We start from the raw sequence: 15,526 nt of genomic DNA on the forward strand, positions 1-15,526 counted from the left end.
GCTCTTAGGGTTCGAGGGCTGGATCGGCGGACAGCGTCCGGGCGCCACGGCTGCCCGCTACCACCAACGCGCCAGCGGCGGACTGGGTGGCACCGGCGACCGGGGTCGGTGCCGGTTGCTGCTTCAGATGCAACTGCGCGCCCGTCCCTTGGCTGACCAGCATCTGCCCGCCCTGGGTGAACAAGCGATAATCGCCACGGGCATCGATCAGGCCCGCGGTGATGCTGACGTGCAGGCCGCTGTCCAGTGCGGTCCAGCTCTGGCCGCCGTCGGTGCTGCGCAACACGTTGCCGCGCAGACCGTAGATCAGCACTTCGCCAGGCTTGCCAAGCACGCCGAAAAAGCTGCCTTGATAAGGCGTCGGCACGGCATTGAAGCGTTGGGCGCTGTCGTCCCATTTGAGCAGCAGGCCTTGCTCGCCCGCGATGTACAGACTGTCGCCGGTGGAGGCGATGGCGTTGAGGTGGAAACCCTGGGGGTTGTCGGTGCGATCCTGGAATGGCGTCCAGCTCAGACCACCATCGTCGGTGCGCAGGATCAGGTTGAATACCCCGACCACATAGCCGGTTTTGTCGTTGGCGAACCAGACGTCAAGCAGCGGTTTGTCCGCGCCCTGATCGACTAGCCTCTGGCCCTCGGCGACCAGCAGCGGCCATTGCTCATTGCCCGGTTCGGCGCTGGCCAGCGCCGTGTAATGCTTGACCAGCAAGGCGCCGATCTGACGACCGTCGAGTTGCTTTTGCCAAGTCGCGCCGGCGTCGCTGCTGTGCAGCACCACGCCGTCATTACCCACCGCCCAGCCTTGGGTGGTGGTCGGAAAATTCACCGCAGTGAGGTCGGCACTGGCCGGTACGGCGGCCTGTTGCCAGTGGTTTCCCGAATCATCGGAAAACAGAATATGGCCACGCTGGCCGACGGTAATCACGCGCCCGCCGGCACGGGTCATGCCGGACAACGGGCTGTTGATGGCCAAGGCACTGACTCTGGCGGGCAGGTCCAGCACATCAACGTAATCGGCCGCCTGGGTGATGCCCTGCGACAGGCAAAGCACAACGCCAAACGCCAACTGCAACATATTATTTTTATACGAACACATACTGCGTCCTCTTCGGAAAACCGCGCCCTGCAAGTCATGCCGTTGGTAGGAGCGAGCCTGCTCGCGAAGGACGAGTGGGCGACGCGGGCATCCAGAAAACACGCGTCATCGTTAACGTCCATCGCGAGCAGGCTCGCTCCCACAATGCGGTTGGCTTAGCGAATACCGGCGCCGGCCAGGGATTCCGAAGACCACTGGGCCTTGGAGAGCGGCTCGATGTACTTGATGCCGCCGTACGGGCCGACTACACCGTTGATGTTGTATGAACCACCGACCAGGTCGTAGATCATGAAGGGCGTCGAATCCGGAACCTGCTTGTCATAGCTCTGGCTCAGGAAGGCGAAGGAACCGCGATAGAGCTGACCACGGGCGTCATATTGATCCGAGGCCAAAGCGGTCCAGCTGTCTTCGTCGAGGTAGAAGCGACGCTTGGCGTAGATGTGACGGGCACCGGCCTTGAGGTTGCCTTCGACGACCCATACACGGTGTTTTTCCCAGCGTACGAAGTCAGGCGACAGGTGATTGGCGGTGGTCAGCGACTTCGGATCCTGGACGTAGGTCAGCTTGTAGGTGTTGTAGGGCACGATCATTTCTTGCTTGCCGACCAGTTTCCAGTCGTAGCGATCCAGTGCACCGTTGAACACGAACACGTCATCGTAGGTGCCCGCGCCAGCGGTACCAGGGTTAGGCGTGTCGTAGGCCAGGCTCGGAGCCAGCTTTACCCGACGCTGCCCCGGCAAGTACTGCCAGGCGCGACGCGGTTGCTGCAACGGGTTGGCGGCGTCCTTGAGCATGATCGCCTCACCGGCGCGGCGCGCAGGGCCGGTGTATGCCAGCTTCATCTGGTAGTACACATCGGAACTGCTGATCGGCTGCGAGAGGTTTTCGTAGATCGGGTAGGAGATGTTCGCTTGCCCGGTGGTCGCCAGGCTAGGAACGCCCGCGGAGTCGACGTTCCAGGAGTCGTACTTGGAGCTGATGCTCACGCCCTGATAACGCAACAGGAAGTTCCACATCGCTTCGTTGCCCGACTGCGGAATCGGGAACGGAATGCCCGGCAGCACGTTGTCAATGGCCAGGCCACCTTCCAGGGACTTGGCGCCGCTGGCGTTCTTCACGCCGTTGTCCAGAATCGCTTGAGGCAGCGACACGGTGCGGTGCGTCGGGAACACGTCGACACGGAACGTCGGGAAACGCTTGGCCAGTTCTACCGTGGTCGCCGTGAGCATGCCCTTGTACTGCTCGACGTTCTTGCCGTCGATCACCAGCACAGGCTTTTCACTGGCAAACGGATCCGGGCGCATGCTGTCGCCGGCTTTGAAGCTGGCCGGCGCAGTGGTCAAGCCACCGTTGTAGGCAGGAATGGAACCATCAGCGTTCCCGGCTTTTTCAGCCCCTACCTGTGTCAGGCTGGTGCCCAGCTTGGCAGCTTCCTGAGTTGAAACAGCAGCCTGTGCCTGAGCGGCAAGGACCATGGCCAGCGAAGCGGCCAACACGGTTTTTACAAATTTCATCTTGTTATTCTCCTGCTTGCATTGAGCAAATCAGTGGTGAATCAGAATGTTGTTTTCATCGTCAGGTACACGGCGCCACGGTCCTCAGTCGTGGCACCACCTCCGGAGAAGGACGAGTAGCCGCCGGCGAAACAGGCGTAGTTTTCGTTGCCGCTAAAGGCGTTCGGGGTGGAGCCGTCACCACCGGTCGGGCCGGTACTCACACCGCTGGTGTTGCACTTGTCGGTTTGGCCAAAGGAGTCCACGTACTTCAGGTCGACAAAGTATTTGTTGTACACAACGGCACCGACGCCCACGGCATAGTTACCGGTGTCCTTGGCACCGCCACCGGAGACCGGCGACACACCAGCAAGACCGACGTTGACCGACATCGGCGCGTTGAGGTCGACACCCGGGAATACCTGGTACCAGGTCGGTGTGAAGTTGACTGCCAGACCCCAGTTGTCACGGGTCGGCGCGTCGATACCGCGATAGCTGCCCTTGCCCTTGTAGAGCGCTTCGTTCTTGCTATCGAGCTTGAGCAGGTTGCTGTAGTACAGCTCGGCAAGCACAGTTGCCTGATCGAACACCGGCGTTTTCGGCAGGGTCATCAGACCGTTGAGTGTCCAGTGCAAGGTGTCGCCGGTGGCGCTCATGCTGTCGCCGCGGCTCGGGGTGTCATAGACCACACCGGTGGCGTCCGTACGTGCAGGCAGCAGACCAAGCCCTTGACCCAGGCCCAGCGGGCTGCGGGTACTGACGATCGCCGGGATACTGGCCAGCGGCATGTTGTGACGAACGTTCAGGTCCGAACCCACGCTCACTCCACCCACGTCCTTGGACAAGCTCAGGCCAAGGATCTTGATGTTGTCGGCATAGGCCAGTTGATAGGTGGCGGTGTCCAGCGAATTGAGGGTGTTGATCACCGCAGGCACTTGTCCCGCCGGACGGGTGCCGTTCGGGTTGGCCGAGGTAATGCCCCTGGCGTCCAGAAAGGCTTGCGGCAGGATTTCCGAGGTTTCGCGGTAGTAAACGCCGAGGGTGCCATCCAGCCAGGCCGGCGACCACTTGGCCATGACGCCCCAGTCGCCGCTGCTGCCCGGTGTCAGGTCATGTCCGCGACGCACGTTGGTCAACGCGTTGCACGGCGCCAGGCCACAACCCAGCGGACTGCCAGGCACCACGGCGTTGGTGTTGCCGAGCAGGAACGATTGCGCACCAAAGCCGATCAGATCGGAACCACCGTAATAAGTGCCCGCTTCCGGCAGACGCGCGGCGTCCCAATCGAGGAAGTACTGGGCACCGACGGTCAGCTCGGGATTGACGGTGAACGACATCGACAACTGGTTACGCGGAACGAACAGTTCCTTGGCTTCGGTGCCCGGCGACGCGGCAAGCTTGGCCAGGTCGAGGCCGGACTGGCCATAGCTGACCGAGTGCACCGGGTTGAGAATGGTCTCGCCCCAGAACACGTTGTGCTGACCGGCCTTGACGCTGAACATCGACTCCTCGCCCACTTCGGTGCTGTAGAACACGAAGGCATCGAGGATTTCGCCCGAAGGACCGCTGTAGTAGCGCTGGGCATAGTTGCTCAGGTGCGGGCTGCCGTTGCCGACGTTGTCATGGGTGACCCCGGCCAGGCGCGGGTCGTTGGCGATCAGGCCCGAACGCGCATCGTTGCCGTTGACGAACGGGTTGGAATTGGAGCCGGTGTTGTCATAGGCCTTGTCGTACCAACTGGCGGCGCTGACGCGAAAACCCATGGCGTTCTTGTAGACCACATCCATTTCGGTCAACAGGTCGATACGATTGGTGATGTTGGTACCGGCCTTGCGAAAGTTGTAGTCGCCGTCGTTGTTGTTCGGCGTTGCCAACATGCGCTTGTCGGCACTTTCGGTGCGCACGCCGTAGTTGTACTTGATGGTGTTATCCACACGTACGTTCCAGTCCGGATTCCCCGTCTCGATCTCGGCCGCATGGGCCACCGGTACGGTTGCCGCGAGAATGGCTGAGGCCAGCAAGGTGCAGCGTGGAGCGGTGAAGCCGTGACTCTTATTGTTGTGCATTGCGTTGTCTCCGCCTTTTTGTATTTGTTTTAAGCGCAGCCGCCCTCGCACAAACCTCTTCGGGTTTGCGTTTAAGGAATGAGGGCAAATGCCGGTTGGCGTACTGCCAGTCCAGCTCCTTGTACTAGCGATCCAGCTCCTGGATGAGTGCCTCGGCTTGCTGCCAATGGCCAAATCCTGCGGCCGGATTGAGATGGCCGACATCGCCCAGGTTGAGCAATTCGGCGCCCCAGCCTTCTGCCATGCGGGTGACCGCAGCAAGACTGGCCAGGTGATCGTTGGTGCTGCCGGCCACGATGCTGCGAAATGGCAGCGGGCCTTGTGGCAGAGGATTCCAGCCCTGGCTACGCAGGGTCTCGGAAGATGGATAGTTTGACGGCCAGACCGCATCGAGGTCCGGTGGCGCGGCCAGCAAGGCGCCCTTGATCGGACGGCTGTAGTGCGCAGCCCAGTGCGCGACCATCAGCACGCCGGCGCTGTGGGCCACCAGAATCACGGGCCCGTCGATCTGTTCGAGTTCGTGTTGAATCGCCCGCACACGGGCCATGCAATCGAGCTTGTCGGTCTCCAGCGGCGCAACACTGCGCACGTTGCTCAGCCTGGCTGCAAGCAAAGTTTGCCAATGTTCGGCCACGTGCTCGCGCAGACCCGGAACGATCAGAATGGTGGCGGCTGTTTGCAGTTTGTCCACGGTCAACACCTTCGCTTTCTCGATAACTCGACTGGCTGTTTTCGCCAGAGGCTTTTTGTAGGGTCGACATTAAAGAGCGCCCACCCGAAGCGCTTTACATTGGACGTCAGGCACTTTTCTTTTGATGACAAATTGTCAGACAGCAGGACAGCGCGACCGCTGGTCGAAAAATCCCGCAGGTTGGCGCAAGGTCACTGTAATCAACGGATGAGCGCTGATGGCTCCATGCAGCGTAGAGGATGGGTGACCGATCAGCATGAAAACCATCAACGACATGACAACTGTTCAACTGTTGATACGCTGGATATAGTCGCCACGCTCACGCCAATCGCCATCGGCCCAAGGAAGACTTTGCATGACCAAGCTTGTTCGCGCCGCCGTCTTGACCAACTACCTGGAGGTCACCCAGTACCTGGGTTTCAACCCGCGCGACGTGCTGGCCGCTGTCGGCCTGAGCAGGGCCCAACTGCAAGCCCCTGAACACCGTATCCAGATCGATGCCGCCGTCCGCTTGCTGGAAGACTCGGCCACCGCCAGCGGCTGCCAGACCTTCGGCCTGAGCATGGCCGAGTCGCGCCAGCTCTCGGACTTCGGCGTGGTCAGCCTGCTGCTCAGCCACCAGCGCACCCTGCGCGATGCCTTGCAGGTCGTGGTGGATTACCGGCACCTGATGAACGACTCGCTGGCCATCTTCATTGAAGAGGCCGGCAAGATGGTGATCATTCGCGAAGAGGTGGTCACCGAATCGCCGATGCCCAGCCGCCAGGCCACGGAGCTGGCCATCGGCGTGATGTTCCGGCTGTGCTCGGCCCTGCTCGGTTCACACTGGCACCCCTACAGCGTCAACTTCATGCACCAGCCACCGGACAACCTGCACCTGCACCGCCGGCTGTTCGGCTGCAACCTGGAGTTCGGCAGCGAGTTCAACGGCATCGTCTGCCCTGACGTCAGCCTCGACGTGACCAACCCCAACGCCGACCCGGCCATGGCCCGCTACGCCCAGAGCTACCTCGACTCGCTGCAGAACCACGAAGGCGCCTCGATGCTGTTCGAGGTGCGCAAGGCCATCTACCTGCTGCTGCCCATGGGGCGCGCCACCATCGAACAGGTCGCCCAGAGCCAGGGCATGAACGTGCGCACTCTGCAACGCCGCCTCAAGGACGACGGCTGCGCCTTCAACGACGTGATCAACGACGTGCGCCGCGACCTGGTGCTGCGTTACCTGGACAACCCGAATTATCCGCTGAGCCGCATTGCCGACATGCTTGGCTACTCGATGGCGAGTTCGTTTACGCGGTGGTTCATTAGCCAGTTCGGTATGCCGCCGGCTTCATGGCGTGCGCAAAAACAATCCACAGCAAAACCTGTCGCAGGCCCGAAAGATCTCTGAATCGACCGCACAAAAAAAACGGCGACTGCTGGTACAGTCGCCGCGAAAGACCGGTGTTTGTAGCACCGGTCTGGAGCCCCACGGCATGAGGAGTCAACGCCGTGCAGCCCTGCCATAAAACGAACGATTGGTGACGCGCTCAGAGCCCCCAGTGCAGCAACAACAGCACCAGCACGACCAGGAACACCGTCTCCCCGACCATCAGCAGAATCGGCTTGATCCCGACCGCCGCCAGCTCCTTGAGCCGGGTCTTCATGCCCAGGGCACTGATGGAAATCACCAGGCACCAGCGCGACAGTTCGTTGACCGATCCTTGCACCGCAGGCGCTATCCATCCGGTGCTGTTGATGCAGGCCAGAATCAGAAAGCCGACGGCGAACCACGGCAACAGCGGCGGGCGTTTGCCGGTCGGGTCGGCGCCTTGCATGCGGGTGATCATCGCCGCGGTGACGATCACCGGCAGCAGCATGGCAACGCGCATCAGCTTGACCACCGTGGCCGTGTCGCCGGTCTCGGTCGACATGCTGTAGCCGGCGCCGACCACCTGGGCCACGTCGTGGATCGTGGCGCCGAGGAACACGCCCGCCACCTGCGGTGACAACTGCAGCCAGTTGGCGATCATCGGGTAGACGATCATCGCCATCGTCGACAACGCCGACACGCCAATGACCGTGAACAGTGTGGCGCGCTCTTTCTGCGGATGGTTCGGCAGCGCCGCTGCCAATGCCAGGGCCGCCGAGGCGCCGCAGATGGCCGTCGCGCCGCCGGTGAGCATGCCGAACAGGCGCTGGAAGCCCAGGGCCTTGGCGGCGATCACAGACACGCTGATGGTCACCACCACCAGGATCACCACCAGCGCTATCGGCTTCCAGCCCAGCGCCGCCATTTGTTCCAGGGTGATGCGCATGCCCAGCAGCGCCACGCCGATGCGCAGCACGGTGCGGGCGGTGAACTCGACACCGGCCTTGCAGGGGCCGTCATCGGCGAGAAAATTCAGGGCCATGCCCAGCAGCAAGGCAAACAGCATGACCGGCGCACCGTAGTGCTCGGACAAGAACGACGCGGCGGCCGCGACAATCAGACTGACGATAAACCCCGGTGCCAGTTCGCGCGTGCGACTGTGGATACGGGTGAGAGCAATGGCGCTCATGGCGCGGACTCCTCGGATGCGATGACGATAAACGCCTGGCCGTCGATGATCTCGACCGGGTAGTTGGTGACTTTGACCTGCCTGGAATTGAGCAGGTAGCCGCTGTGCAAATCGAAGCGCAAACCATGGGCGAGGCATTGAATCACCCGACCCTCAAGACGCCCTCCGCATAGCGATGAGCCCTGGTGCGGGCAGCTGTCGTCAATGGCAAACAACTGCCCGTCGACGTTGAACAGCGCCAGGCTTTTGTCTTCGAACTCGAACAGCGCCCGGCCACCGGCCTGCGGGTGCTTGCCGGCTGGCACGGGAATGCGCCGGGTCATGCTGGCTGCCGCTCGTGATCACTTTCTTTCAGTGCCTGGCTCATGGCTGCGAGCAATGCCTCGGCAGGTTGCGCGCCCACGACCGTCATGCGGCGGTCGAACTGAAAACTCGGCACGCCACTGCTCGCCCCGGGCAAGCCTTCAAACGGCGTGGCATCGCCCTTCAGGCAATCGAGCACCCCATCCGGGGCGACGCCGCAGGAGCGGGCAATGGCAAGCAAGGTCTCACGGCAACCGAGGTTTTCGCGTCTCAGGAAATAAGCGGCGAACAGTCGTTCGAGCAACATCTCACGCTGACTGGCATTGCCCAGTGCACTGGCACGCTCGAACAAACGATGGGCGTCCGCGGTGTTGGGCATCGTCTCGATACGGCTGAGGTCAATGGCCAATCCAACTGCCCCGGCAGCCTGCTGTACCTGGTTCTGGCGCATGGCCACGGCGTCGGCATTGCCCAGACGCTTGCGGTAGAAATCGGCGAAGGGTTCACCTTCTACCGGTATCTGAGGCAACAGCTGCACGCCATGCCACACCGTGGTGATCTGCACATCCGGGTGGCGACTGCGAAACTGTACCTGCGCATGCTCCAGTTGGCGTTTGCCGATCAGGCACCAGGGGCAGATAAAATCGAAAAACACATCAATACGTAAACGACGACTCACAACTTCACCTCTATCCCGGCTTCACCGATAGGGTCAGGCACGCTCTGACCCTGAAGGCGGGCAATATCTTTGTGGTAATGACACTTGGCATAAAAGAACACCGCCGCCGCCGCGAGGCTGACCAGTGGCACCAGTTGAAACGCGGCATGCAGACCGATGAGGTCCGACACCCGGCCGGTGATGAACGGCCCGGGCGCCAGCCCCAGCATGTTGTTGGCCAGGGTCAGCGTGGCGAACGCCGTACCGTGCACCGAGTAATGGGTAAGGTTGGCAACCATCGCACCGGCGGGGCCAGTGGTACCGGTGGCAATCAGCATGCCCAGGCAGATCAGCAGCAGTTGCACTGGCCCTGCCTGCAAGGCAAAGGCCGCCGACAGCAACAGGCAACTGCCCAGGCAAAAGCCGATGGCCAGGCTGACCTTGCGCTCCGGCGAGTTGCGACACAGCCGATCGCTGAGCATGCCGCACAGGATCATCCCCGCGCCGCTGCACAACACGATGATCGCCGCCATGCCGCCGGCCTTGTCGGTAGGCATGTCGTAGTAGCGGTTGAGGTAGCTGGGAATCCACACCATCACCGTACCGCCGACGAACAACTGCAAACCGCTGGCGACGTAGGTCGCTACCACCGAACGGCTGGACCACAGCGTGCGCAGCGGACGCTTGACCGCGGCGGCCGTCTTGTTCGCAATCTGCGCGGCACGTTGTGGCGCAATGCGCGCCTCCTTGACGATGAGCGGATAGAGCACCGCCAGAAACAGGCCAAACAGCGACATGCCGGCGAACGACCAGCGCCAGCCCAGCTTGGCGGCAATCGCACCGCCCAAAGCCATGCCCAACACCGAACCGAACATCCCGCCGGCCATGAAGGCGCTGGCCAGGGTGGCGCGCATGTGTTTGGGGAACACCGAGATCACCACGGCGATGCCCACGCTGCCGTAGGCGGCTTCGCCGACGCCGACCATGAATCGCGCGATGAACATCTGCTGGTAGTCCTGAGCCAACGCGCAACCCAGGGTCGCCACGCTCCACAGGAACGCCATCAGCGCCAGGCTCTTGACCCGGCCGAAACGGTCAGCCATCAACGACAGGGGAAACGTCAGCAGGCCGACCATCAGGGCAACGATGCCACTGAGCAGACCGAGCTGTCCGTCGCTCAACACCCACTCAGTCTTGAGCAGGGGGAATACCGCGTTCAGCACCTGACGCGACATGTAATCGGAAATCAACAGACCGAACGTCAAGGCAAAGACGATCCAGGCATATTGGCGCGCAACGCCGACTCCGCTGGAGTCGTCATCGTCAGCGGCTATTGGGTGAAAGGCCATGCAGCCTCCTCAAGAGCTTTGTTTTATTTTTGTTATCAAGCGTGTAACGGTCAGGCGGACGAGAGGTCACGGCCTCTCGTCCCGACCCACGGTCAACCGCGTTGCGGAGTACCTTTCTGCCCAGCCTTGCGGTTGGGGGCCATGCCGTTGGCCAACAGGGTTTCTTCGATGGTTTCGTACTGCACGCCGATGCGGTAGATCTCGCGGGCTTCTTTGCCGGTGGCGATTTCACGGCCCAGTTCATGGGCAATGCGCACGGTTTGCTGGATTTGTGCAACCGAGCCGAAACGGTCGCCCTTGTGGTCAATGATAGTGTCTTCATTGCCCACACGCGGGTGCATGCCCATGGCCATCGACATGGTGTTGAACGGCATGACGTTCTTGAGCAGCGATTCGGAGGTCAGGGTGCAACCGTCCGGCGCGCGGTGGATGAAGTTGAAGAAGTTGAACGGGTTCGGGCCGTCGAAACCGCCGCCGATGCCGATCCAGGTCAGGTTCAGCGGGCCCTTGTAAATGCCCCTGCGCACCAGGCGCTCGAGGGTTTCCATGGCGTGCATGCCGGTCAGCTGGAAGTGCGGCTGGATGCCATTGTCCATCAAGCGCTTGAGGTGCTCGGCAACCCAGGCCGGACCTGCCGGTACGGTCATCTCGCTGTAGGCAGCCTGGGTCATCGGGTTGGCCAGGGAGGTGCCTTCCAGGTATTCCGGATACAGCAGCTCCATGATGTTCATTTGCGTGGTGTTGATCGCGACCGTGACCTGATCCGGTTTTGGCGTCAGCTCGGCCAGCATGTGGCGAGTGTCGTCGGACAGCCACTTGGCCGCTTCGCCATCGCTTTCCGGAGCGAAGGAAATCGAGCCGCCGACCTGGATGATCATGTCCGGCACGGCTTCACGCACACCGGCAATCAGCTCGTTGAATTTCGACAGGCGCTTGGAGCCCTTGCCGTCCAGTTCGCGCACATGCAGGTGCAGCACGGTGGCGCCGGCTTCATAGCATTCGACCGCTTTCTGGACTTGCTCATCCATGGTCAACGGGATGTCTTCCGGGAAGTCTTCGGGCATCCACTCCGGGCCGTACGGGGCCACGGTAATGACTACCTTTTCCATGTTTTCGGGGTGCAGGGAATCGTCGAAGAATTGCATGGTTACTCCAGTTCTTATGCCAGTTCTTATGATTGTCCCGCCCACCCGGGGTCGTGCCGGGCAGACGTGTTTACGAGTGCGAATGCTGCGAATGCGAATGCAGGTGGCGTTCGATCAGAACGTCTTGTCGCCGATAATCCCGGCACGCTCCATCTTGCGATGGCACGGCGGGTAATCCATGACGGCGTAGTGCTGGGTACTGCGGTTGTCCCAGATGGCGATGCTGTTGGGCTTCCAGCGCCAGCGCACCTGATACTCAGGGATGTACGCCTGGCTGATCAGGTAACGCAGCAACTCGCCGGCGCCGGGGTTGGCGTCCTGGCCGAAACGCACCCGCTCAGGGGTGTGGTAGTTGCTGAAGTGGGTGGTGAAGGCGTTGACGAACAGCACCTTCTCGCCGGTTTCCGGATGGGTGCGCACCACCGGGTGTTCGGCGTCCGGGTACATCGCCTTGAGCGCCAGGCGTTTTTCAATCGGCATGGCGGCACCGAAGCTCGCTTCGATGCTGTGGCGGGCACGCAGGTCGGCGATCTTGACCTTTACGTCTTCCGGCAAGTTCGCATAGGCCTGGACCATGTTGGTCCACATGGTGTCGCCGCCCACTGGCGGGCATTCCACGCAACGCAGCACGCAGCCCATCGGCGGTGCTTCGCGCCAGGTGGCGTCGGTGTGCCAGGCGTTTTCGTAGCGGTCCATCGGCTGGTCCGGATTCTTGTAGATCCGCACCAGACCCGGATGATCCGGATCACTGCCGGCCACCGGATGATCTTCCAGCTCGCCGAAGCGTCGGGCGAAGGCCACGTGCTCGGCGCGGGTGATGTCCTGATCACGCAGGAACACCACGCGGTGCTTGAGCAACTGGGCACGAATCTCGGCAAACAGACCGTCGTCATGCACCGCGTCGGCCAGGTTGACGCCGATCAGTTCGGCGCCAATGCTGCAGGTCAATTGTTCGACTTTCATGGCTGGCCGCTCCTTAAATGACGAAAATCGACGAGCCGGTAGTCTTGCGAGATTCAAGGTCGCGGTGGGCCTGCACGGCATCCTGCAAGGCGTAGTGCTGGTTGATCTCGATCTTGATCCGGCCGCTGCCGACGTGGTCGAACAACTCGCCAGCCAGGGCGGCTTTTTCGGCCGGGTCGCTGATGTAGTTGGCCAGGGCCGGACGGGTCAGGTACAGCGAACCTTTCATCGCCAGCATCACCGGGTCGAACGCCGGGATCGGTCCGGATGCGGTACCCACGCAGACCATCAGGCCACGGGGTTTCAACGAATCCAGCGAACCCATGAAGGTGTTCTTGCCAACACTGTCGAACACCACGTTGACGCCCACACCGTCGGTCAATTCGCGAACTCGAGCGGCGACGTCTTCATGGCTGTAATTGATCGTATGGTCGCAACCGTGAGCCCGGGCGATTTCCGCCTTTTGCTCGGTCGAAACCGTACCGATCACGTTCAGGCCCAGCAGTTTGGCCCACTGCGAAACGATCAGACCGACACCGCCAGCGGCGGCATGCAACAGGATGCTGTCGCCCGGCTTGAAGTCGTAGATGCGGCGCATCAGGTACGAAGACGTCAGGCCACGCATGGTCATCGCGGCAGCGGTCTCGAAGCTGATGGTTTCCGGCAGCTTGATCAGCGGCGCGGCCGGGATCAGGCGCTCGGTGCTGTAGGCGCCGAGGGTGTTGAGAAAACCGGTGTAGGTGACACGATCACCGACCTCGACATTGGTGACCCCTTCACCAACGGCCTGGACTACGCCAGAGGCCTCGACGCCCATGCCGTTGGGCATCGGAATCGGGTAGGTGCCGTTGCGGAAATAGGTGTCGGCATAGTTCAGGCCAACTGCCACATGACGAAGCCGAACCTGGCCGGGACCGGGTTCGCCGACTTCGACGTCCTCATAACGTAGAACTTCGGGACCACCGGTTTCGTAGAAGCGTACGGCTTTGGCCATTTTTCTTATTCTCCAATCTGCAATATGGGCGTGTTGCATCGAATTGCGCTGATTGGACTGTAGGACGAGGCCTGTTGAGACGCTTCTCATCAGACGACAATGGCTTTTCATTTGGTGACAGGCGGAAACGGGATCGTCTAGCCGGTCCCGCCGCCACCTGCGCTATCATCGCCCGCCTCGATCCCCCAAGAGTCTTGAACCCGGATGCCCGACACGCTGCCACTGCCCGACGATCACCAAGCCTTGCCGCCGGTCCTGGCGGGCCCGCTGTTGCGGCGTCTTGAGCCCACGCGGCTGGTGCTGTGGCTGGTGGGTTCCCGGGCGCTGGCGCTGACCTTGCGCTTGCAGGGCGTCGGCGATATCCGTCTCGATGCCGGGCAATGCACGGTGATTGCGGTGGGTGCTCATGCCTTTGTGCACTTGATCGATGTGCACCTCGATTGCGCCCTGCCCTGCGATGAGTCGATCGACTATGACCTGTTGATCGATGACACAGAACAAGGCATCGCCGACTGGGCGCCGCACCTGCTGTATGGAGACGCCCGTTGCCCGAACTTCGTCCTGCGCGCACGGGTCGACCAGTTGCTGCATGGCTCTTGCCGCAAGCCTCATCACCCGGCGACAGACGGCTTGCTGTGCGTCGACCAGCTGCTGGCGCAGGAACACGCGGCCAAGGACCGCCCGGCACTGCTGATGATGACGGGCGATCAGGTCTACGCCGACGATGTCGCGGGGCCGATGTTGCGGGCGATTCACGCTTTGATCGAGCGCCTGGGCCTGTTCGGGGAACACCTCGAAGGCGCCGTGGTCAGCGACAGCGCCGGGCTTTACGAGCATCCGGCCAGTTACTACCACCGTGCGGATCTGCTGCCGGCACTGCAAAGCAATGAAACCCTGCGCGAGCGATTTTTCGGTGGCGCGCGCAAGCCGATTTTCACCAGCAGCAGTGCCGACAATCACCTGGTGACCTTCGCCGAAGTCATGGCCATGTACTTGTTGGTCTGGTCGCCAGTGCCCTGGACCCTGATCGCGCCCCAGGCACCGACGCTGACGCCGGAACGGCTCAAGCGCTACGCCCTTGAACAGACGCGTATCGATGCCTTCAAGGCAGGCCTTGGCAACGTCGCACGGGCACTGGCGCATCTGCCGACGCTGATGATTTTCGACGACCACGACATCACCGATGACTGGAACCTTAGCGCGCAATGGGAGGAAACGGCCTACGGCCATCCGTTCTCCCGGCGCATCATCGGCAACGCGCTGCTGGCGTACATGTTGTGCCAGGGCTGGGGCAACAATCCGGATGCTTTCGCCGCAGTGCTGGATAAGGCCGGCGCGTTGAGCGATAGCGCACGCGACCGTCACCTCGACAGCACGGGTCAGGATGATTTGATCGATGACCTGCTGAAGTTTCAGCACTGGCATTACGTGCTGCCGACCACCCCGGCCATCGTGGTGATCGACACCCGCACCCGGCGCTGGCGCAGCGAAATGAACCTCAAGCAACCTTCCGGCTTGCTCGACTGGGAAGCCCTGAGCGAACTGCAACAGGAACTGCTGGACCACCCGAGCGCGATCATCGTTTCACCGGCGCCGATCTTCGGCGTCAAGCTGATTGAAACCGTGCAGCGGGTATTCAGCTGGTGCGGTTATCCACTTCTGGTGGACGCGGAAAACTGGATGGCCCATCGCGGTGCGGCACAGGTGATCCTGAACATTTTCCGCCACTCGCGCACGCCGGGTAACTACGTGGTGCTGTCGGGCGATGTGCACTATTCCTTCGTCTACGAAGTGCTGATCCGCCATCGCAAGGCCGGGCCGCGCATCTGGCAGATCACCAGCAGCGGCATCAAGAACGAATTCCCCGCCACCCTGCTCGAGTGGTTCGACCGCCTCAACCGCTGGCTGTACTCGCCACGCTCACCGTTGAACTGGCTGACCAAGCGTCGCCGCATGCGCATCGTGCCCCACGTGCCCGAACACGCCGAAGCCGGTGAGCGGCTTTGGAACTCGGCGGGGATCGGGCAGGTGTTCTTTAATGACCTGGGGCAGCCGCAGACCATCTATCAGCACAACTCGAACGGCTCGCCGAAGACCCGGATGATTGCGCCGGAAGGAGATGATTGAGGTAAAGAAGACACCACAAAAAACTGTGGGAGCGACGGTGCGGCGAGCAGGCTCGCACACACTGGATTTCTGGCATGTACTCTTTCCAGATCCTGTGGGCC

General features: G+C 61.7%; 13 protein-coding genes. 2 read left to right on the forward strand and 11 right to left on the reverse strand.

Annotation, left to right across the window (positions count from 1 at the left end; translation table 11 throughout):
- Positions 1–4: 4 nt before the first annotated feature.
- From KGA85_RS22460 to KGA85_RS22475, 4 genes are all read right to left on the reverse strand, one after another.
- Positions 5–1,096 (reverse strand): WD40/YVTN/BNR-like repeat-containing protein, encoded by a 1,092-nt coding sequence (locus KGA85_RS22460; protein ID WP_223543380.1) that lies wholly within the window; start codon positions 1,094–1,096, stop codon positions 5–7.
- A 155-nt stretch (positions 1,097–1,251) separates the two neighbouring features.
- Complete coding sequence (locus KGA85_RS22465; RefSeq protein ID WP_223459233.1) at positions 1,252–2,610, reverse strand: DUF1329 domain-containing protein; 1,359 nt, start codon at positions 2,608–2,610, stop codon at positions 1,252–1,254.
- 41 nt (positions 2,611–2,651) lie between these two features.
- The gene (locus KGA85_RS22470) at positions 2,652–4,655 is read right to left on the reverse strand and encodes a DUF1302 domain-containing protein (RefSeq protein WP_223459231.1); all 2,004 of its coding nucleotides are present in this window, start codon (positions 4,653–4,655) and stop codon (positions 2,652–2,654) included.
- A 124-nt stretch (positions 4,656–4,779) separates the two neighbouring features.
- On the reverse strand, positions 4,780–5,346 hold the full coding sequence (locus KGA85_RS22475; protein ID WP_223459229.1) for an RBBP9/YdeN family alpha/beta hydrolase: 567 nt from the start codon (positions 5,344–5,346) through the stop codon (positions 4,780–4,782).
- A 355-nt stretch (positions 5,347–5,701) separates the two neighbouring features.
- Between KGA85_RS22475 and KGA85_RS22480 the strand changes: the two genes are divergently transcribed.
- Complete coding sequence (locus KGA85_RS22480; protein WP_150754899.1) at positions 5,702–6,736, forward strand: AraC family transcriptional regulator; 1,035 nt, start codon at positions 5,702–5,704, stop codon at positions 6,734–6,736.
- Between the two features lie 139 nt (positions 6,737–6,875).
- Here the strand turns inward: KGA85_RS22480 and KGA85_RS22485 are convergent, their stop codons facing one another.
- From KGA85_RS22485 to KGA85_RS22515, 7 genes are all read right to left on the reverse strand, one after another.
- A complete protein-coding gene (locus tag KGA85_RS22485) occupies positions 6,876–7,886 on the reverse strand; it encodes a YeiH family protein (RefSeq protein WP_223543381.1) in 1,011 nt (336 codons plus the stop codon).
- Complete coding sequence (locus tag KGA85_RS22490; RefSeq protein ID WP_057716326.1) at positions 7,883–8,209, reverse strand: Rieske (2Fe-2S) protein; 327 nt, start codon at positions 8,207–8,209, stop codon at positions 7,883–7,885. The genes KGA85_RS22485 and KGA85_RS22490 overlap by 4 nt, the downstream gene beginning before the upstream one ends.
- On the reverse strand, positions 8,206–8,868 hold the full coding sequence (locus tag KGA85_RS22495; RefSeq protein WP_223543382.1) for a DsbA family oxidoreductase: 663 nt from the start codon (positions 8,866–8,868) through the stop codon (positions 8,206–8,208). The genes KGA85_RS22490 and KGA85_RS22495 overlap by 4 nt, the downstream gene beginning before the upstream one ends.
- Complete coding sequence (locus tag KGA85_RS22500) at positions 8,865–10,196, reverse strand: MFS transporter (protein ID WP_223459219.1); 1,332 nt, start codon at positions 10,194–10,196, stop codon at positions 8,865–8,867. Before KGA85_RS22500 ends, KGA85_RS22495 begins: the two co-directional genes overlap by 4 nt.
- Positions 10,197–10,288: 92 nt before the next feature.
- Positions 10,289–11,341: a 3-keto-5-aminohexanoate cleavage protein gene (locus KGA85_RS22505; protein WP_223459217.1), complete on the reverse strand. Its 1,053-nt coding sequence runs from the start codon at positions 11,339–11,341 to the stop codon at positions 10,289–10,291.
- Between the two features lie 114 nt (positions 11,342–11,455).
- Positions 11,456–12,304 (reverse strand): TauD/TfdA dioxygenase family protein, encoded by an 849-nt coding sequence (locus tag KGA85_RS22510; protein WP_007979208.1) that lies wholly within the window; start codon positions 12,302–12,304, stop codon positions 11,456–11,458.
- A gap of 13 nt (positions 12,305–12,317) precedes the next feature.
- Entirely contained in the window at positions 12,318–13,298 is a 981-nt protein-coding gene (locus tag KGA85_RS22515) for a quinone oxidoreductase family protein (protein ID WP_223448320.1), read from the reverse strand.
- Between the two features lie 204 nt (positions 13,299–13,502).
- On the opposite strand from KGA85_RS22515, the gene KGA85_RS22520 reads away from it, so the two are divergent.
- Positions 13,503–15,425: an alkaline phosphatase D family protein gene (locus KGA85_RS22520; protein ID WP_223459215.1), complete on the forward strand. Its 1,923-nt coding sequence runs from the start codon at positions 13,503–13,505 to the stop codon at positions 15,423–15,425.
- The last annotated feature ends 101 nt before the right edge of the window (positions 15,426–15,526 follow it).

It is taken from the genome of Pseudomonas sp. GL-B-12, from assembly GCF_019955895.1.
Taxonomy (GTDB): Bacteria; Pseudomonadota; Gammaproteobacteria; order Pseudomonadales; family Pseudomonadaceae; genus Aquipseudomonas.